The 17,801-nt window shown below is 73.2% G+C and carries 17 protein-coding genes; 10 read left to right on the top strand and 7 right to left on the bottom strand.

Features of this window, described 5'->3' with window-relative positions:
- Positions 1-11 precede the first annotated feature (11 nt).
- Entirely contained in the window at positions 12-1,211 is a 1,200-nt protein-coding gene (locus tag ACFYZJ_RS25855) for a flavin-containing monooxygenase (RefSeq protein WP_388571703.1), read from the bottom strand.
- Between the two features lie 211 nt (positions 1,212-1,422).
- Between ACFYZJ_RS25855 and ACFYZJ_RS25850 the strand changes: the two genes are divergently transcribed.
- The 4 genes from ACFYZJ_RS25850 to ACFYZJ_RS25835 are packed head-to-tail and all read left to right on the top strand — an operon-like array spanning position 1,423 to position 3,845.
- A complete protein-coding gene (locus ACFYZJ_RS25850; RefSeq protein WP_388571701.1) occupies positions 1,423-1,875 on the top strand; it encodes a DoxX family protein in 453 nt (150 codons plus the stop codon).
- Positions 1,839-2,288 carry a Zn-ribbon domain-containing OB-fold protein gene (locus ACFYZJ_RS25845; RefSeq protein ID WP_388572111.1) on the top strand — a complete coding sequence of 150 codons (450 nt, stop codon included), beginning with the start codon at positions 1,839-1,841 and terminating at the stop codon, positions 2,286-2,288. Before ACFYZJ_RS25850 ends, ACFYZJ_RS25845 begins: the two co-directional genes overlap by 37 nt.
- A gap of 30 nt (positions 2,289-2,318) precedes the next feature.
- Positions 2,319-2,933, top strand: a complete 615-nt coding sequence (locus ACFYZJ_RS25840; protein ID WP_388571700.1) for a GNAT family N-acetyltransferase — start codon at positions 2,319-2,321, stop codon at positions 2,931-2,933.
- 39 nt (positions 2,934-2,972) lie between these two features.
- On the top strand, positions 2,973-3,845 hold the full coding sequence (locus ACFYZJ_RS25835; protein ID WP_388571699.1) for a GNAT family N-acetyltransferase: 873 nt from the start codon (positions 2,973-2,975) through the stop codon (positions 3,843-3,845).
- 7 nt (positions 3,846-3,852) lie between these two features.
- Here ACFYZJ_RS25835 and ACFYZJ_RS25830 read toward each other — a convergent pair whose 3' ends face one another.
- Both ACFYZJ_RS25830 and ACFYZJ_RS25825 read right to left on the bottom strand, forming a co-directional pair.
- Complete coding sequence (locus ACFYZJ_RS25830; RefSeq protein WP_388571698.1) at positions 3,853-4,518, bottom strand: pyridoxal 5'-phosphate synthase; 666 nt, start codon at positions 4,516-4,518, stop codon at positions 3,853-3,855.
- A gap of 37 nt (positions 4,519-4,555) precedes the next feature.
- Complete coding sequence (locus ACFYZJ_RS25825) at positions 4,556-5,731, bottom strand: acetyl-CoA acetyltransferase (RefSeq protein ID WP_388571696.1); 1,176 nt, start codon at positions 5,729-5,731, stop codon at positions 4,556-4,558.
- A 105-nt stretch (positions 5,732-5,836) separates the two neighbouring features.
- Between ACFYZJ_RS25825 and ACFYZJ_RS25820 the strand changes: the two genes are divergently transcribed.
- Entirely contained in the window at positions 5,837-7,012 is a 1,176-nt protein-coding gene (locus ACFYZJ_RS25820) for an acyl-CoA dehydrogenase family protein (RefSeq protein ID WP_388571694.1), read from the top strand.
- On the top strand, positions 7,009-7,482 hold the full coding sequence (locus ACFYZJ_RS25815; RefSeq protein WP_388571693.1) for a nitroreductase/quinone reductase family protein: 474 nt from the start codon (positions 7,009-7,011) through the stop codon (positions 7,480-7,482). Before ACFYZJ_RS25820 ends, ACFYZJ_RS25815 begins: the two co-directional genes overlap by 4 nt.
- A gap of 127 nt (positions 7,483-7,609) precedes the next feature.
- On the opposite strand, the gene ACFYZJ_RS25810 is transcribed toward ACFYZJ_RS25815, so the two are convergent.
- On the bottom strand, positions 7,610-8,245 hold the full coding sequence (locus ACFYZJ_RS25810; protein WP_388572110.1) for a TetR family transcriptional regulator: 636 nt from the start codon (positions 8,243-8,245) through the stop codon (positions 7,610-7,612).
- Positions 8,246-8,400: 155 nt separating this feature from the next.
- On the opposite strand from ACFYZJ_RS25810, the gene ACFYZJ_RS25805 reads away from it, so the two are divergent.
- Positions 8,401-9,138, top strand: a complete 738-nt coding sequence (locus ACFYZJ_RS25805; protein ID WP_388571691.1) for a VOC family protein — start codon at positions 8,401-8,403, stop codon at positions 9,136-9,138.
- 240 nt (positions 9,139-9,378) lie between these two features.
- Positions 9,379-11,745, top strand: a complete 2,367-nt coding sequence (locus tag ACFYZJ_RS25800) for a PQQ-binding-like beta-propeller repeat protein (protein ID WP_388571689.1) — start codon at positions 9,379-9,381, stop codon at positions 11,743-11,745.
- 529 nt (positions 11,746-12,274) lie between these two features.
- Here the strand turns inward: ACFYZJ_RS25800 and ACFYZJ_RS25795 are convergent.
- The 3 genes from ACFYZJ_RS25795 to ACFYZJ_RS25785 are packed head-to-tail and all read right to left on the bottom strand — an operon-like array spanning position 12,275 to position 14,711.
- A complete protein-coding gene (locus tag ACFYZJ_RS25795; RefSeq protein WP_388571688.1) occupies positions 12,275-13,126 on the bottom strand; it encodes an enoyl-CoA hydratase/isomerase family protein in 852 nt (283 codons plus the stop codon).
- Positions 13,123-13,560, bottom strand: coding sequence for a Zn-ribbon domain-containing OB-fold protein (locus ACFYZJ_RS25790; protein WP_388571687.1), 438 nt, complete (start codon positions 13,558-13,560; stop codon positions 13,123-13,125). Before ACFYZJ_RS25790 ends, ACFYZJ_RS25795 begins: the two co-directional genes overlap by 4 nt.
- A 2-nt stretch (positions 13,561-13,562) precedes the next feature.
- Positions 13,563-14,711 carry a lipid-transfer protein gene (locus ACFYZJ_RS25785; protein WP_388571686.1) on the bottom strand — a complete coding sequence of 383 codons (1,149 nt, stop codon included), beginning with the start codon at positions 14,709-14,711 and terminating at the stop codon, positions 13,563-13,565.
- A 142-nt stretch (positions 14,712-14,853) separates the two neighbouring features.
- Between ACFYZJ_RS25785 and ACFYZJ_RS25780 the strand changes: the two genes are divergently transcribed.
- Positions 14,854-16,467 carry a FadD3 family acyl-CoA ligase gene (locus tag ACFYZJ_RS25780; RefSeq protein WP_388571684.1) on the top strand — a complete coding sequence of 538 codons (1,614 nt, stop codon included), beginning with the start codon at positions 14,854-14,856 and terminating at the stop codon, positions 16,465-16,467.
- Between the two features lie 92 nt (positions 16,468-16,559).
- Entirely contained in the window at positions 16,560-17,597 is a 1,038-nt protein-coding gene (locus ACFYZJ_RS25775) for a questin oxidase family protein (protein WP_388571683.1), read from the top strand.
- Positions 17,598-17,801: the final 204 nt, after the last annotated feature.

Genomic DNA, 17,801 nt, shown 5'->3' with positions numbered 1-17,801 from the left:
GCCGGTTGGTGTCAGCGGGCCGCGCGGGTCCGTTCCGTGTGCCGTGCCACCGCCTTGGCGATCTTCTGGGCGTCGATGGCCAGTTCGCGGAGCATGCCGCTGATCGGATTGGTGAAGCCGGTGAAGTACAGGCCGGGGGCGGTGCGCGGGCTGCGGGCGCCGTGGACGACCGGCCTGCCGCGGGCGTCGAGGACACCGAGGTGCCCCACGAGGCCCTCCAGGGCGCGGACGTACCCGGTCGCGGCGATCACGGCCTCCGGCTCGATCCGGCTGCCGTCGGCGAGGGCGACCTTGCCGCCCTCGAAGCCCTCGACGGCCGCCACCACCTCCACCCGCCGCTTGCGCACGGCGTCGATGAGCCCGACGTCCTGCACCGGGATGGCACCGTCCTTGACCCTGTTGTACAGGCCCGTGCCGGGCCGGGGCAGCCCGTAGGCCGACAGGTCCGGCACGCTCAGCCTCGCCACCGGCCGGGCCAGCCGGTCCACGAGCCCCACCGGCAGCCGCCGTACGAGCACGCCGGTGTACTGCGCGGCCCACCCGGCGGTGGACCGGCGCACGATGTGGGGCGCCGTCCGTACCGACAGCCGCACCCGCGAGGCGCCGCCCTCCACCAGGTCGACGGCGATCTCGGCGCCGGTGTTGCCGACACCGACGACGAGGACGTCGCGGCCGGCGTACGGCTTCGCGTTGCGGTACTCGCCGGCGTGCAGGAACTCGCCGGTGAAGGCGTCACGGCCGGGCCAGTCGGGCACCCGCGGGGTGTGGTTGTGGCCGGTGGCCACGACGACCGCACTGCCGGTCAGCTCCCGGCCACCGGTGGCGCGCAGCAGCCAGCCGGTGCCGTCGGGGGCGGGATCTATGCGGGACACCTCGACACCGGTGACGATCTCCAGCTGGTGGTGCTCGGCGTAGTTCTCCAGGTAGCGCACCACGTCGTCGCGTGACACCCACCGCCCGAAGGATCGCGGCATCGGCAGCCCGGGCAGAGCGGACAGGCGCCGCGTGGTGTGCAGGTGCAGCCGGTCGTAGTGGCGCCGCCAGGACGCTCCGACCCGGTCGGACTTCTCCAGTACGACGGCCCGTACACCCTGGGCGCGCAACGCGTACGCGGTGGCGAGCCCGCCCGGGCCGCCGCCGACGACGTACACCGGTCGGTCCTCGTGGGCGGGTATCACGGCACGCGACGAAGCAGCAGACGAGTCGGCCATGAGCGGGAGCGTAACCACCCCATCCGTTGATGGGTCTCGGTCAAGACCGGAATCGGTTGCGAATCGATCACGACTGTAGGGGGAGTGCGTGCGGTTCGTGACGTGGATGGCCCGCTTGTGAGGAGTCTTGCGCGACTCCCATGGGGTGCGCTGAACTGACGTACCGTCAGAAAAACGCGGACGGGCCCTGGTCGGTGGAAGCGAGGCTGATATGGACACGATCTGGCTCACCGGCGCCGAGTGGCTCGCCCTGCTGCGAATCGGGCTCGGGCTGTGGTGGCTGGAGAGCTGGCGGCACAAGGACAAGAAGGCCTGGTTCGAGCGGGGTGCCGGGATCGCGTGGGCCGCGGACATCGCGGCCAAGCACCGTTGGACGGCGGTGCGCAGCGGCTTCGACGTCGTGGTCGCCCCCAGGCCCAAGGCGATGGCGTACGTGGTGGCGTACGCGGAGCTCGCCCTCGGGCTCGGGCTGATCGCCGGCTTTCTCACGCCGGCCGCCCTGGTCGGCGGCCTGCTGCTCAACGTCCTCTACTTCGTCCTCATGATCCACGACTGGGCCGAGCAGGGACAGAACTCGATGATGGTGCTGATCTCGGTGGTGGGGCTGTTCGGGATGTCGTGGCAGACATGGTCGGTGGACAGCGCCCTGGAGTTGTTCCGGTGAGTGGGGCGACGGGTGGGCGGCCACGGTTCGACCTTCCCGAGGTCGACGCCTTCACCCGCCCGTACTGGGATGCGGCGGCGGAGGGGCGGCTGCTGGTGCGCCGCTGCGCGGCCTGCGGGCGCGCGCACCACTACCCGCGCGAGTTCTGCCCGTTCTGCTGGAGCGAGAAGGTGACCTGGGAGCCGGCGAGCGGCCGGGCCACCCTCTACACCTGGTCCGTCGTCCACCGCAACGACCTGCCGCCCTTCGCCGAGCGCACGCCCTATGTGGCGGCCGTCGTCGACCTCGTGGAGGGGCCGCGGATGATGACCGAGGTGGTGGAGTGCGAGCAGGGCGGCCGGCTGCGGGTGGGCATGGAACTGGAGGTGGCATTCCGGGAGGGCGCACCGGTGTTCCGGCCGCGCAGCCGATGATCGGGGTGCCGGCCTTGGTTGAATGGCCGAATGGCTGACATACGCGAGCGATCCCCCCTCCGCCCCTTTCCCGAAGTGCACGGCCTGGGCCTGCGGCTCACCTCCTGGGACGTCGGGTCGGAGGAGCATGTCGAGACGTGGCTGCGGGGCCTGACCGACCCGGACTTCCTGCGGTGGAACACGCCGCTGAGGCTGGTCGGGGACCGGGAGAGCGCACGGGAGTCGCTGCGCTCGAAGGTGGAGGCTGCGGAGAGCGGGACGGGCATGACGTTCCGGATCACGGACGCGGCGAGCGGTGCCACGCTGGGCTCCATCAGCCTCAACGAGCTCAGCCTCGCCCTGCGCGTCACGCGCGTCGGTTACTGGGTCCTGCCCGAGGCCCGCGGCCACCGGGTCGCCGCCCGCGCCCTCGCGCTCGCCGCGCACTTCGCCTTCACCGATCTGGGGCTGCACCGGGTGGAGCTGGGGCATGCCCTGGGCCACGATGTCTCGTGCCGGGTCGCCGAGCGCTGCGGCTTCCGGTACGAGGGGACACTGCGGGGTGCGATGTTCGAGGCGGGCCGGCAGGACGCCTTCCGGGACGTGCATCTGCACGCGCGGATCGCGACGGATCCGGAGCCGGCGATTCCCTCGCCGAGCGCTTAAATGGCGTGCGCGGCGCGGTGGCTCACGAGACGGTGGCGTATGGACTCAGACGCATACGACTGGCAGTTCACCGACGACCTCGAGCAGTTCCTCGACCGCGTCGGGCCGTTCCTCTGGTCCGAGCCCGCGCTGCACACCATCCAGCTGACGGTCACCGACACCCTGCGCAGAAACGGCCCCACCACGTACGGCGACCGGGCGCCGTACTTCGGCCGCCTCGTGGACGGCGACGGAACGGTGCGCGCCACCGTCCTGCGCACGCCCCCGTTCCAGCTCAACCTCACCGAACTCCCGGAAGGGACCGCCGACGCGCTGGCGGCACGGCTCACGGAGGAGCAGCGGACGCTCCCGTCGGCCTTCGGACCGGTCGCGGCGGCCGCCGAGTTCGCGGCCGCCTGGGAGCGCCGCACCGGGGCCACCGCCCGGCTCGCGAGGAGCCAGCGCCTCTACCGCCTCGGCACCCTCACCCCGCCCGAGCCCCCGCCACCGGGCCGGGCCCGTGTCGCCGGGGCGGGCGACCTGGAAGTGGTCGCACGGTGGTTCGCCGAGTTCGCGGCGGACATCGGCGAGGCTCCCGGGCAGGACCCGGACCGCTGGGCCGAGACCCGGCTCGCCCGTGGCGGCGTCACGCTGTGGGAAACCGCCGACGGCACGCCCGTTTCGATGGCGGGGGCCACCCCCGAGGTCGCCGGGCAGGTCCGCGTCGCCCCCGTCTACACCCCCGCGCCGCTGCGCGGCCATGGCTATGCGGGCGCCGCCACCGCCGCCGTCACCCGGGCCGCGCTCGACTCGGGCGCCAAGGAGGTCCTGCTCTTCACCGACCTCGCCAACCCCACGAGCAACGGCCTGTACCAGCGGCTCGGTTACCGGCCGGTGGCGGACTTCGCGACGTACGAGTTCGGGGACGCGTGACGCTTCCTCACGGCCACAGCAGTTCCCTCGCCCAGCCACCGTCCGTGCGACGGTACCGGAGCCGCACATGCCGGCGCCGCGCGTCGCCCTGGAAGAACTCCACCTCCTCGGGCCGCAGGCGGTACAGCGTCCAGGAGGGGACCGGCGCGTCCGGCTCGCGCCGCGCCCGCTCCCAGGCTTCCTCCGACGCCCGCGCCAACTCCTCCGTGGACCCCAGCACCTCACTCTGCCGACCGGTCAGCGCCGCCGCCAGCGCACCGGTCGAGCGGGCGTGCAGATCCGCCTGCCCCTCCTGCGAGGGCGCGGCCGTGACCGGGCCACGCAACCGGACCTGACGGCCCTGCACGGGCCAGTAGAAGCCGAGGGCGGCATAAGGCCGGGCCGCCAGCTGCCGGCCCTTGCGGCTGCCCGCGTGCGTCGCGAACGACCAGCCGTCGGAGTCCGCGCCGTGCAGCATCACGATGCGGACGTCCGGGGTTCCGTCCGTGTCCGCCGTCGCCAGTGACATCGTGTGCGGCTCGGGCTGCCCCGCCGCCACCGCCTGCGCGAACCACTCGGTGAACAGTGCGAGCGGCTCCTCGGGCGCCGCCGCCGGGTCGAAGGCGGGCAGCTCGGTGGTGGCCGGGTCCCACACCCGCAGGGACCTGAGCAGCTCATGAAGATCCGTCGCCATGCCCCCGAGTATCGCCCGGGAGGGCCGGCCCCTGCCCTCACCCCCGCCCCAGCACCACCGTCCCCGACGAACAGAACCAGCCCCCCGTGCCCGACGCCACCGCCAGCTCCGGCAGCCGTCCGCCCCTCTTGCGGACCTGCCGCGCCCCGGCCTCGCCCCGCAGCTGCCGTACCGCCTCCACCAGCAGGAACAGCCCCCGCATCCCCGGGTGCCGGGCGGACAGCCCGCCGCCGTCCGTGTTCACCGGCAGCTCCCCGCCCGCCACCAGCAGCCGCCCCTTCTCCACGAACGCCCCGCCCTCGCCCTTCCCGCAGAAGCCGAGGTCCTCCAGCGTCACCAGCGTCATGTAGGTGAAGGCGTCGTAGATCTCCGCGAAGTCGATCTCCTCCGGTTGCACCCCCGCCCGCTCGAAGGCGAGACGGCCGCTCACCGCCGCCGGGGACACCGTGAAGTCCGGCCACTCGGACATCGCCGTGTGCGAGACGTGCTCCCCGGTGCCGAGCACCCACACCGGCCGGGTACGGCAGTCCCGTACCAGGTCCCCGGCCACCAGCAGGACCGCCGCCCCGCCGTCGGAGCGTATGCAGCAGTGCAGCTTGGTGAAGGGGTCCGCGATCATCGGCCCGGCCAGGACGTCCCCGACCGTGATCGGGTCCCGGAACATGGCCTCCGGGTTGGCCGCCGCGTTCGCCCGGGCCTGCACCGCCACCTCGGCCAGCTGCTCGATCGTCGTGCCGTAGGCGTGCATGTGGCGGCGTGCCGCCATCGCGTACTTGGCGATCAGCGTGTGGCCGTACGGCACCTCGAACTGCAGGGGGCCCCGGGCGCCGAAGGACAGGGTGCCCGTGCGGCGGCCCGCCCTGACGTCCGCGCGCGCGGTGGAGCCGTAGGCCAGCAGCACCGCCCGGGCGTGGCCCGCGGCGATCGCGTCCGCCGCGTGCGCTGCCATGACCTCCCAGGTCGAGCCGCCGACGGAGGTGGAGTCGACCCAGGTCGGCCGCAGACCGAGATACTCGGCGACCTCCGCGGGTGCCAGCGTGCCGAGCCCGGCGGAGGCGAAACCGTCGATCACCGTGCGGTCCAGGCCCGCGTCGGCGAGGGCACGGCGGGCGGCCTGGGCGTGGAGGGCGTACGAGGTCGCGTCGTCGGCCCGCCCGCAGTCGGAGAGCGCCACGCCGACGATCGCGGCACGTTCACCGGGCTTGGCAGTCATGAACCTGACGGTACATCAGATCTGCGGGGTGCGGGGCCTGTGCGCGCGAAGACCGTTCACCTAACATGACGGACCATCAGATGGTCGCGAAGGGACGGTTCGCGCATGGACACCCGCTTCACCGGCGAACAGGACGGGATCCGCCGTACGGTGCGCGAGGCGCTGGCCAAGCGCTGCGGGCCCGAGGACGTGCGCGCCGCCGCCCGGAACGCCGCAGGGTACGACCCCGCCCTGTGGGCCGTCCTCGGCGGACAGCTCGGTCTGCCCGGACTTGCGCTGCCCGAGGCGTACGGCGGTGCGGGCTGCGGCACGACCGAACTCGCCCTCGCCTGCGAGGAGGTGGGCCGCACCCTCGCTCCCTCCCCCCTCCTCGCCACCGCGATCCTCGCCGCGCCCCTGCTGCTCGCGCTCGGCACCGACGCGCAGCGTGCCGAGCTACTGCCCCGTATCGCCGCCGGGGAGCTGACCGCCACCCTCGCCGTCCCGGGCACCGCCCTCGCCACCGCCCTCGCCCTCACCGGGGACAACCGGGGCGACTGGGCGGGCGGCGGACGCGCCGGTGGCATCCAGGCCCGGCGGGCGGCCGGCACCTGGCGGTTGTACGGGGAGGCGGCGCAGGTCCTCGACGGACACAGCGCCGGGCTGCTGGTCGTGGCCGCGCACGCCGGGGGGTTCGCCCGGTCGCGGACGCTGCTGTTCCTCGTGCGGGACGGTGTCGTCCGTACACGGCAGACCACCCTCGACGAGACGCGGCCCTGTGCCCGGATCGAACTCCGTGACAGCGAAGCGGAGTTGCTGGGTGAGGACGGTGCCGACGTGGCGGGGGCGCTCGCCTCCGTCGGGGACCGTGCCGCCGCGGCGCTCGCCTGCGAGGCGGTGGGAGCCGCCGGCCGGGCGCTGGAGCGTACCGTCGAGTACGTCGGGCAGCGGGAGCAGTTCGGGCGGCCGATCGGGTCCTTCCAGGCCGTGAAACACCGACTGGCCGATGCGTACGTGCGGGTGCGGGCGGCGCGCTCGGCGGCGTACTACGCGGCGTGGGCGAGTGCAGGAGGGGAGCGGGTCGGGGGGCTCGCGCTCGCCCAGGCCCTCCAGGCGCTGCGGACCGCCGCGGCCGAGGGCATCCAGTTGCACGGCGGCATCGGTTTCACCTGGGAGCACGCGGCGCATCTGTACTTCAAACGGGTCACCGGCGACGAGCTGCTGTTCGGGCCCGTGCACCGGCTGCGGGCCCGCGCGGCGGACGCGGCGGGGCTCTTCGAGCAGAGGGAGGTGGCCGTGTGACGGCCCTCGGGGTACGGATCGTGCAGAAGGTGTCCTCCACGCGGGCCTTCGCCAAGGCCGCGCCGCACGTCGTGCCCGCCCTCGACCGTGCGGTGCACCGGCTGACCGGGGGAAGGGTGCTGCTCAGCGCGCAGATGCTGCCGGGAGTGATCCTCACGTCCACCGGTGCGAGGAGCGGCCTCGCCCGTCGGACGCCGCTCGCGTGCATGCCGGAGGACGGCGGAAGCTGGCTCCTCGTCGGCTCCAACTTCGGGCGGCCCGGCCACCCGGCCTGGACCCACAACCTCCTCGCCCACCCCGACGCGGAGATCAGCTTCAAGGGCGAGGACATCCCGGTCACGGCCCATCCGCTGCGGGGGCGGGAGCGGGAGGCCGCGTGGCGGGCGGTGCTGGCGTTCTGGCCGCCGTACGCCACCTATCAGGAGCGGGTCGAGCGGGAGATCCGGCTGTTCCGGCTCGTACGGCGGTGACCGCACCCCCGGGCACCGGGCTTCGGCGCGCGGAGTGCCGGACGGCGCTGCGGGCGACGGCCCACTCGGGTGAACCGCCGCCGCGATGACAGGACGTGCGCCGTGCCGGCGGGTGCCGCCCGCCGGGCTACTTCGTCGGCTTCCTGCCGGTGACGCCCAGGTGCACCAACAGCGCCAGGTTCGGCTTCAGTTCCGCCTGCTTGACGCCCCAGGACGTGAAGCCCTTCTGGTGCGAGGACACGGACGCGAGCATCGCCACCAGCGCGCCCGCCACGGCCGCCGGGTTCACGTCCTTGTCGACCCTGCCCTTGGACTGCAGCTCGGCGATGGAGTCCGCGAGGGAGTTGTTCACCGAGTTCAGGATCTTCATGCGGATCTTGTAGAAGCGCTTGTCGCCCTCGGCCGCGCCGAGGTCCACGACCCGCAGGATGGCGTCGTGTTTGCGCCAGAACTCCAGGAAACCCTCCACGAGTTCCTGCGCGGTCTGCCAGCCGGCCTTCCCGGCCCAGGAGCGGCCTTCCAGCAGCTGGGTCAACCCGGCGCCCTCCGCGGCCATTTGGTCCGCGATCTCGAGGACGGCGCCCTCGACATCCGGGAAGTACTGGTAGAAGGTCGCCGGTGACGTCCCCGCCTTCCGGGCGACATCAATGACTTTGACGTCGCGGTAAGGCGAGGAGCTGAGCATCTCGCTGAGGCAGGCGAGCAGCTTCTGTCGCGTCGCCTGACCGCGCCGACCGGCCACGCGGCCGTCGACGGTACGCACTTGTCCTGTCATGCCGTCAGCTTACCGAGGGGTGATCGAAGCGCGATTCGGCCGACTGCAAATGGGGAGTACAGGGGCCTGCGCGCGCTTTGGGGGCGGTGAAAAGGGAGTACGCCCGCGAGCGCTCCACGGGTCGTGCACGTTAGCTTGGCAGCATGGCCGAAAATCCGCCATGGTCTTCGCACGGCGACCCCTTCCCGGAGGGCGTCCCGTGCTGGATCGACGCGCAGTTGCCCGACGTCGAGGCGGGCAAGCGGTTCTACGGTGAGCTCTTCGGGTGGAGCTTCGAGGAGGCGCCCGGCTCATCCGTGCGGGCGCACCTCGGCGGCGAACCGGTGGCCGCGCTGACCCACAAGGTCGACGGGCGGATGCCCACCGTCTGGACGGTGTACTTCGCCACCCCCGACGCCACCGCGCTCGCCCGGCGGATCCAGGCGGCCGGCGGCCAGATCGTGGCCCTGCCCACGCCCGTGGACGACCTCGGCACCATGGCGCTGGCCGCCGACCCCGAGGGTGCCGTGTTCGGGCTCTGGCAGGCCGGGACGCACGCGGGCTTCGGCAGGCGGCACGAGCCCGGCTCCTTCACCTGGGCCGAGCTGTACACGAGGGACACCGCCGCCGCGAACACCTTCTACACGGGCCTCTTCCACGAGGCCCTGTTCGGCCCCGGCGCCGTCCCCGACTTCGGTCGGGCCCCGCTCCAGGACGTCTTCCCCGCCGAGATGCCCCCGCACTTCCTCGTCCACTTCGGCGTCCGGGACGGCGCCGCGGCGCTCGGCGCGGTGGCCCGGCTGGGCGGCCGCGTACGGGTACCGGCGTTCGACACCTCGTACGGACGGGTGGCGGTGGTCAGCGACGATCAGGGGGCGTCCTTCGCGCTGCTCCAGCGCTGACACGGCCCCGCGGGCCCCTGTCCGCAGGCCCCTGTTCCACCATGCGGGCGCCCGCTTCCCGTATCCCCGCACGCCATGCTTTTGTCCTGAGACACCCCGTTCCGCCCTCGGGTTAGCTTCCACACGCCCGGACAGGAAGAATCGGGGTGCGTGCCGCCATGGCGGTGCGGTGGTGAGACGCTGCACGGGGTCGCGTGCACAAGGCGGACGACGCGACCCGTACGGGGAGGTGGCAGGCAAGTGGTGGATCAGCTGACGCAGCACGATCCGCGGCGGATCGGGCCGTTCGAGGTGCTGGGACGGCTGGGTGCCGGCGGCATGGGGCTGGTCTATCTCGCGCGCTCGGCGTCCGGCCGGCGCGTGGCGATCAAGACGGTGCGCACGGAACTGGCCGAGGACCAGCTGTTCCGGGTGCGCTTCACCCGCGAGGTGGAGGCCGCCCGGGCGGTTTCCGGTTTCTACACCGCCGCCGTGGTCGACGCCGACCCGCGCGCGGCCGTGCCCTGGCTCGCCACCGCCTATGTGCCCGCGCCCTCCCTGGAGGAGATAGTGACCGAGTGCGGCCCGCTGCCGGCCCAGGCGGTGCGCTGGCTCGCGGCGGGCGTGGCCGAGGCCCTGCAGTCCATCCACGGGGCGGGCCTGGTCCACCGGGACCTGAAGCCGTCCAACGTCCTCGTCGTCGAGGACGGCCCCCGGGTGATCGACTTCGGTATCGCCTCCGGTGTATCGAACACACGTCTGACCATGACCAACGTGGCCGTCGGCACGCCCGCGTACATGTCCCCCGAACAGGCCAAGGACTCGCGCAGCGTCACCGGCGCCAGCGACGTCTTCTCGCTCGGCTCGATGCTCGTCTTCGCGGCCACCGGGCATCCCCCCTTCCACGGCGCCAACCCCGTCGAGACCGTCTTCATGCTGCTGCGCGAGGGCCCGGACCTGTCCGGCCTGCCCGACGAGCTGCGCCCGCTCATCGAGTCCTGCATGCAGATGGACCCCACCGCCCGCCCCAACCCCGCCGACCTCCAGGCCCAGCTCGCCCCGCACCTGTTCGGCTCCGGCTCCGACGACAGCGGTACGGCGTCGGCGTGGTTGCCCGAGAAGGCGGTCGGCCTGATCGAGGCCCGCCGGGGCGGACGCCCGGCCACCAAGCCCTCCCCCTCCGGCAACCGCAGCGGCGGCGGCGCGCGCCCCGCGGTGCCGCCGCCGCCCTCCCGCGACCCGGTCCCGCCCCCGCCGTCCCACGACCCGGTGCCGATGCCGGTCGGCGCGCCCGACTCCGGGCCGGTGCGGCTCGCGGGCGCTGCGGTGCCGATCGGGCCCGGGCCGCGGGTCGCCGACGCCCGGGCCGCCGCGCTGAAGCCGGCGCCGCCCGAGGCGGCGCTCGCCGCGTCCTGGTCCCGGCCGGGTGCCGGGGTCAACGGCGCGCCCGGGACCGCGCCCGCGGTCCCCGCGCCGCCCGCGCCCCCGGACAGCGCCTCCGGCTGGCGCCCGTGGCGCTTCCGCATGTCGAACGACGTCTGGGGCACCCCCGCCGTCGCCGACGACCTGGTCTACGTCACCTCCTTCGAGGTGCACGCCCTGGACGTGGCGACCGGCCGCCGCCGCTTCAAGACGCGGGACGTCGCCTGGTCGATGGCGATCGCGGACGGCCGTGTCCACGCCTCCGACGGGCCCACCCTGTTCGCCCTGGACGCCCGCGAGGGCACCGATCTGTGGCGGCTGCAGATGGACGGCTGGGTGTACTCCCTCAAGGCCGACCGCGGCACGGTCGTCACCGCCACCCGCGGCGGCGGCGTCCAGGGGTGGGAGGCGTCGGGCGGCCGGAAGCTGTGGGAGCTCACCGGAGCGCAGACCGAGTTCGAGACCCCCGAGGCCGGTCCCACGCTCCACGACGGCACCGTGTACGTGTGGCAGGACGCCCGGCTGCGCGCCCTCGACGCCCGCACGGGCGAGGAGCGCTGGTCGTACCCCATCGGCGACGCGGCCGCCTGCGGCGGAGTCCCCGTACGCCTCACCCACGCCACCGACGGCTCCGTGTACGTCTGCGCCGGTACCCGGGTCCTGGCCCTTGAGGTGGCGAGCGGCATGGTGCGCTGGCACTTCGAGGCGCCCGCGGTCTTCCTCAGCCCGCCCGCCTTCGCCCCGGGCCCGGCGGTCACGGGCGGCGGCGTCTACCTCGCGGACTACCTCGGCACCGTGTACGCCCTCGACGCGGCGGACGGCCGCGACCGCTGGCGCATCGCCACCGAGTCCCGGGCGGCCATCGACCCGGTGCTGGTGGCCGCCGGGCACGTCCACGTGGGCAGCGGCAAGGGCCTCTACACCCTGGACGCGGTCACCGGCACCCCCAAGTGGCGCTTCCAGGCGGGCGGCGACATCGTAGGCTCCCCGGCCGTCGCGGAGGGCCGCATCCACTTCGGCTCCACGGACCACCTGCTGTACACCCTGAAGGCCGACGACGGCCGCCTGCGCTGGAAGCTGGCCACCGGCGGCGAGATCACCGGCGCACCGGTGGTGAAGGACGGCGTGGTGTACGCGTGCAGCAAGGACCGCTGCGTGTACGCCCTGGACGCGGAGAAGGGCACGGGCACGGCGCGGACGGCGTGAGGCGTGGGCGGGGACGGCCGTGATGCCGGGCCGGATGGTGTGGGGCGTGGGTGGGGACGGCCGTCGTGGCGGGCCGGGGGGCGTGTGGGGCGTGGGTGGGGACGGCCGTGATGCCGGGCCGGATGGTGTGGGGCGTGGGTGGGGACGGCCGTGATGCCGGGCCGGATGGTGTGGGGCGTGGGCGGGGACGGCCGTGATGCCGGGCCGGATGGTGTGGGGCGTGGGTGGGGACGGCCGTCGTGGCGGGCCGGGCGGCGTGTGGGGCGTGGGTGGGGACGGCCGTCGTGGCGGGCCGGGCGGCGTGTGGGGCGTGGGTGGGGACGGCCGTCGTGGCGGGCCGGGCGGCGTGCGGCACGGGCGGGGACGGCCGTCGTACCGGAGCGGACGGAAGGGGCTCGAGACGGCGGCCGTCTCCCCTGACGCTACGCGCTGTGGTCGAGATGTGCCATACGGTGGCGAACCGGACCAGAACGGACCAGAACGGACCGGAACGGACCCGACTGGACCGGGTGCGGTGCGGTGCAGTGCATCACCGCACCCGGAAGCCGCCCCTCCGCCGCCCCGCGAACAGCTCCGCCTGCCGCTCCGCCGGCAGGTTCCCGAGCGCGATCAGCGCCGGCGCCTGCGCGAAGGCCTGCGCCCGCGCCGCCTCCTTCGCCGCCCACAGTGCCCGTACGGTGCCCTGCACACCCTCCGGCGGATAGGAGGCGACGACCGAGGCACAGCGCACCGCCGCCTCCAACGCGCCGCCGGGCGCGGTGAGTTCGGACACGAGCCCGATCTCGTACGCCCGCTGCGCGGAGATCCGCTCGGCGATCCCCATCAACGCCATCCGGGCGGCCTCCCCGTACGGCATCCGGTGCGCCATGTACACCGCCTCGTACGCGCTGACCATCCCGTAGGTGGTGTGCGGATCGAAGAAGGCCGCGGTCGTGTCGGCGACGACGAACTCGCTCTCGCCGAGCAGGTAGAACGCCCCGCCGCAGGCCATGCCCCGCACCGCGGCGATCACCGGCTTCCACAGGTCGTTCGCCTTCGGGCCGATCCTCAGCAGCGGATCGTCCAGCATGTACGGGGACTTCGGCTGCGGCACGTCCGCGTCCCGGTCGAGCCCGGCGCAGAACGCCCGCTCTCCGGCGCCGGTGAGGACGACGGCCCGTACGGAGTCGTCGTAGCGGAACGCGCGCCAGCAGGCGGCGAGTCGGGCCGCCATGTCGAGGTCGATGGCGTTGAGCTTCGCCGGCCGGTCCAGGGTGACGATCGCGACCCCGGTGTCCTTGTCGGCACTGATCCGCACCCCTTCGACCCCTTGGACCCTTTGGACACCTTCGACCTCTTCGACCCCTTGGGCACCTTCGACCTCTTCGACCCCTTCGCTCATGACCGCTCCAGCACCCACCGGGGCACCCCGTCCCCGTCGAAGACGACCTGCACCCTCGCACCGATCCGGACCCGCTCGGGCGGCACGGAGTTCAGGGGCGCGCCGGGTCCGGTGACGAGGTTCCCGACGAGGCGGATGCGCGGCGCCTCGGCCAGCTCGACCAGGATCACGGGGTACGGGGCGTGCGCCGCGTAGGCCGGAAGCAGCGGCGGGTGCGGGACGACGTACGACCAGATCCGCCCCTTCCCGCTCGTCCGCCGCCACTCGCTCGCGAAGGACCGGCAGTGCGGGCAGCAGGGCCGCGGCGGGAAGCGCGGTTCGCCGCAGTCGGAGCAGGCCTGGACGCGCAGTTCGCCTCGGGCGGCGTACTCCCAGAAGGGGGCGCCGTCGTCGTCGGGGACGGGGGAGAGGAGGGCGGGGGCGGTGTCGGGCATGCTCAGCTCCTCAGCAGAAGGGCGGAGGTCGGGACCCCCTCGCCGGCGGTGACGAGACAGGTGGCGGCGCCCGGAACCTGGGCGGTGCTGGTTCCGCGCAGCTGCTTCACACCCTCGTTGATCAGGTTGAACCCGTGGACGTACGCCTCGGACAGCCCGCCGCCCCCGGTGTTGACGGGCAGCCGACCCCCGGTCTCCAGCGCGCCACCCTCGGTGAACGCCCCGCCCTCTCCCCGGCCGCAGAAGCCGTACCCCTCCAGAGACAGGAGGATCAGCGGCGTGAACGCGTCGTAGATCTGGGCGACGTCGACGTCGCCGGGGGTGAAGTCGGCGTGCTTCCACAGGTGCCGGGCGGCGGTCCAGGCAGGGCCGGTGAGCGGGTCGTCGTTCCAGTAGTTGACCATGCCGTGGTGCTGGGCGGGGAGCCCCTGGGCGGCGGCGTGGACGTAGACGGGCCGCTGCCGGCAGTCACGGGCGCGCTCGCGGGAGACGACCACGCAGGCCAACGCCCCGTCTGTCTCCAGGCAGTTGTCGAAGAGGCAGAGCGGTTCGCTGATCCACCGCGAGCTCATGTACATGCCCCTGGTCAGGGGCCGCTCGTACATGATCGCGGCGGGGTTCTGGTTGGCCCGGTTCCGGCAGGCGAGGGCGACGTTGAAGAGGTGATCCCTGGTGGCCCCGTACTGGTGCATGTACCGGCGCGCGAGCATCCCGATCTCGTCGACGGGCCGGAGGAGCCCGAAGGGCCGGGTCCACTGGGCGGGAGTGGGCAGCTGCGCGGTCGTGTTCTTCCACGGCCGGGGGCCACTGCCGCGTTTGCGGGACCGCCAGGCGACGCCGACGGTGGCCTGCCCGGTGGCGACGGCGGCGGCGAGATGGGCGACGGTCGCGCAGGAGCCGCCGCCCCCGTACCCCACCTTGCTGAAGAACGTCAGGTCCCCGAGCCCGAGAGCCTTGGCGACCTCCACCTCGTCGGTCTCCTCCATGGTGTACGAGGCGAGCGCGTCGACCTCGCCGGGCGCGATCCCGGCGTCATCGAGGGCCGCGAGGACGGCACGGCAGGCCAGGGCCTTCTCGGACTCCAAGAGCCGCTTGGCGAAGGCGGTCTGCCCGATGCCGACGATGGCGGTCGCGTCCTTGAACCCGACCATGGCTGCACCTCCGCGGACGTAGGGGAGCGATGTCTGACTGGGCGTCAGCGGGCTGGCGGCTGACAGGCTGGTCAGGTTACAGCTAATCTGACGGTCAGTCAGCTATGCGGCAATCGGCTGTGCGTACCGTGGGGAGGACGCCGTGCACGGTGACGTGGGGGAGTGGAGCAGCATTCCGAAGCTGGTGCGCGGCGCGGCCCGTCGCTACGGCGACTCGGAGGCGGTCGTCGAGGGCCGTACCCGGATCTCGTACGCCGAACTGGGCGCCCGCGTCGAACGCGCGGCGGCGGCCTGCATGGCCAGCGGCGTAGGCGTCGGCGACCGCGTCGCCATCTGGGCCCCGAACACGCTCGACTGGATCGTGTCGGCTCTGGGCGCCGTGTCGGCGGGCGCGGTCCTGGTCCCGCTCAACACCCGCTTCAAGGGCTCCGAAGCGGCGTACGTCCTGCACCGGAGCCGGGCCAAACTGCTGTTCGTGACGGGCGCGTTCCTCGGGACGTCGTATGTGGCGTCGCTACGGCGGGCGGCGGGGGAGGGGCCCGGGGACGGTCCGCTGCCGGGCCTGCCGTATCTGGACCAGGTGGTGGTCCTCGCGGACGACGCCCCGGCGGACTTCCGCACCTGGAAGGACTTCCTGGCGAGCGGGGAGGGGGTGGGGAAGCCGGAGGTGCGGCGGAGGTCATCGGCCGTGACGGGCGACCGCCCCTCGGACATCATCTTCACCTCGGGTACGACCGGTCGCCCCAAGGGCGCGGTGATCACGCACACGCAGACGCTGAGGGCGTACGAGACCTGGGCGGACCTGACGGGCCTGAGGCAGGACGACCGCTACCTGATCATCAATCCCTTCTTCCACACGTTCGGCTACAAGGCGGGCGTACTGGCCTGCCTGATGCGGGGCGCGACGATGATCCCGCAACCGGTGTTCACCGTGGAGGCGGCACTGGCGAACACGGCAGCGGAGCGGGTGACGGTCCTGCCCGGCCCGCCCACCCTGCACCAGGCGCTGCTGGACCATCCGTCACGGAGCTCCTACGACCTCTCCGCTCTGCGCCTGGTGGTGACCGGAGCGGCGGTGGTGCCACTGCGCCTGGTGGAGCGGCTACGAGGCGAACTGGGCGTCGAAACGGTCCTGACGGCGTACGGCCTGTCGGAAGCGAGCGGTTTCGTGACGATGTGCCGCAGGAGCGACGCGCCGGAGGTGATCGCGACGACCTCCGGCCGCCCCATCCCCGGAGTGGAGGTACAGGTGGTGGGCCCGACGGGCGAACCGCTCGACGCGGGAACTCCGGGCGAGATCCTGGTCCGAGGCTTCAACGTCATGCAGGGCTACTTCGAGGACGAGACGGCCACGGCGGAAGTCCTGACCCCGGACGGTTGGCTCCGCACGGGCGACGTCGGACTACTGGACCCGGCGGGCAACCTCCGCATCACGGACCGCATCAAGGACATGTACGTCGTGGGCGGCTTCAACGCCTACCCGGCGGAGATAGAGCAACTGCTGGCCCTGCACCCGGACGTGGCGGACGCGGCGGTGATCGGGGTCCCGGACGCCCGGCTGGGGGAGGTGGGGAAGGCGTACGTGGTGCGCAGGCCGGGGGCGGTGGTGACGTCCGACGACCTGATCGCCTGGTCCCGCCGCGAGATGGCGAACTACAAGGTGCCGAGGACGGTGGAGTTCGTCGAGGACCTGCCGAGGAACGCGAGCGGGAAGGTCCTGAAGGGGGAATTGCGGCGCGGTATGCGCCAGGCGTGATCCGAGGGCCCGAGCCCTAGGCCGGATGCACGAGCAGGTCTCGATCCCGCGCCCGATGAGGGCGCAGCAATGGCCGCTTACCGTCAGGTCCCATGACCATCGACGGCACACTCGACGAGGCGTACGAACGGCTGCATCGGACGGGACCGGAGTTCGAAGGCTGGCTGAGCAACCACGGCCCCATGGCGGTCGAAGCCATGGTCAGGCGCGGCCACGCCCGCCAGGTCCACCGCTGGTTGGACCTCTACTCGCGCCGACTGGACGATCTGCCGCGCGGCACCTCGCCCATCGCGGCCGACAACTGGCGTACGGCGCTCGGGGACCCGCGTCGCCTCGGCGACTGGCTCGCTTTCTTCGCACGTGAAGTGGGTGAACAACCCTGGCGTACGGTGCTGGAGACTTGGTGGCCACGGCTGCTGCCCGGCATCGCGGCCGGCGCCACCCACGGCGTGATCCGCACCGGCCACGCGGTCCACGCCCTGCTGGACCACGAGGACGGACCGCGCCTGGCCGAACTGGGCCAAGCCCTCGGCTACTGGGCGGCGCGCTGGCAACGGGTCCCGCTCGCCCCTCCTTCCGGAACCGCAGACCCGGCGTCGGCTCTGGCGGCCGTCCCGCGGGTGCCGGACCAGACCGCGGGCATCAACCACCGGCTCGACCAGCTCACCGACCTGCCCGACTGGCCGACCGCGCTGGCCGCGCTGCGCCCGGCGACCGAGCCGGAACACGCCCGGGACCGGCTGGCCGACCTGACGACCGCCGCGGCCGTGCACTACCTCCCCAACGCCCACGGCTCGGCCGTCATGCTGGTCCACGCCGCGACCGCCCCCATGGCCGTCCTGCGCACCCTGCCCGCACTGCCGCCCACCCAGTGGACGCCGAGCCTGCACGCGGCCTGGGCGGCGAGCGCCGCCGTGACAGCGGCCTACACCCCCGCCGCCCCCGCACCCCGGCACAGCCTTCCCACGGCCCCCGAGTCGACGGAGGAGGTGTTCGCCCTGGCCGTCCACCACGGCGACGAGCACGTCATCAAACTCGCCGACACCTGCCTCGAGGTCCACCAACGCACGGGAGAGGTGGATGCGCTGGCAGCGGTGATCCGGGCGGCCACGCTGATCGAGGGGCTGTGAGGGCTGGGGGAGTGTGCCGGGCCGGCCGGGGGTGGTTTGGGTGGCTCGGGGGGGTTTGGGTGGTTCGGGGGGGTGGTTTGGGTGGACGCGTGGTGCTGATGTGGCCGTGGGGCCGCCCGCTTCTTTGCCAGGGTCGTGCTTCCGCGGGCCGAGTCAAGGGCGCTGCACTCCGCTGCGCTGCGTTCCGCGTCGGCTGTGCCGATC

This window comes from Streptomyces sp. NPDC001848 (genome assembly GCF_042891915.1).
Lineage (GTDB): Bacteria > Actinomycetota > Actinomycetes > Streptomycetales > Streptomycetaceae > Streptomyces.
The sequence above is the reverse complement of the archived record's forward strand: the minus strand, read 5'-3'. Positions and strand labels throughout refer to the sequence as shown.

What these genes read in the sequence shown, in the direction of transcription:
- ACFYZJ_RS25795 (WP_388571688.1), bottom strand. Translation starts at nt 13,126, where the DNA reads ATGAGCGAAGGGGTCGAAGAGGTCGAAGGTGCCCAAGGGGTCGAAGAG.
- ACFYZJ_RS25845 (WP_388572111.1), top strand. Translation starts at nt 1,839, where the DNA reads ATGGTCGGTGGACAGCGCCCTGGAGTTGTTCCGGTGAGTGGGGCGACG.
- ACFYZJ_RS25790 (WP_388571687.1), bottom strand. Translation starts at nt 13,560, where the DNA reads ATGCCCGACACCGCCCCCGCCCTCCTCTCCCCCGTCCCCGACGACGAC.
- ACFYZJ_RS25840 (WP_388571700.1), top strand. Translation starts at nt 2,319, where the DNA reads ATGGCTGACATACGCGAGCGATCCCCCCTCCGCCCCTTTCCCGAAGTG.
- ACFYZJ_RS25820 (WP_388571694.1), top strand. Translation starts at nt 5,837, where the DNA reads ATGGACACCCGCTTCACCGGCGAACAGGACGGGATCCGCCGTACGGTG.
- ACFYZJ_RS25785 (WP_388571686.1), bottom strand. Translation starts at nt 14,711, where the DNA reads ATGGTCGGGTTCAAGGACGCGACCGCCATCGTCGGCATCGGGCAGACC.
- ACFYZJ_RS25855 (WP_388571703.1), bottom strand. Translation starts at nt 1,211, where the DNA reads ATGGCCGACTCGTCTGCTGCTTCGTCGCGTGCCGTGATACCCGCCCAC.
- ACFYZJ_RS25805 (WP_388571691.1), top strand. Translation starts at nt 8,401, where the DNA reads ATGGCCGAAAATCCGCCATGGTCTTCGCACGGCGACCCCTTCCCGGAG.
- ACFYZJ_RS25825 (WP_388571696.1), bottom strand. Translation starts at nt 5,731, where the DNA reads ATGACTGCCAAGCCCGGTGAACGTGCCGCGATCGTCGGCGTGGCGCTC.
- ACFYZJ_RS25835 (WP_388571699.1), top strand. Translation starts at nt 2,973, where the DNA reads ATGGACTCAGACGCATACGACTGGCAGTTCACCGACGACCTCGAGCAG.
- ACFYZJ_RS25850 (WP_388571701.1), top strand. Translation starts at nt 1,423, where the DNA reads ATGGACACGATCTGGCTCACCGGCGCCGAGTGGCTCGCCCTGCTGCGA.
- ACFYZJ_RS25775 (WP_388571683.1), top strand. Translation starts at nt 16,560, where the DNA reads ATGACCATCGACGGCACACTCGACGAGGCGTACGAACGGCTGCATCGG.
- ACFYZJ_RS25830 (WP_388571698.1), bottom strand. Translation starts at nt 4,518, where the DNA reads ATGGCGACGGATCTTCATGAGCTGCTCAGGTCCCTGCGGGTGTGGGAC.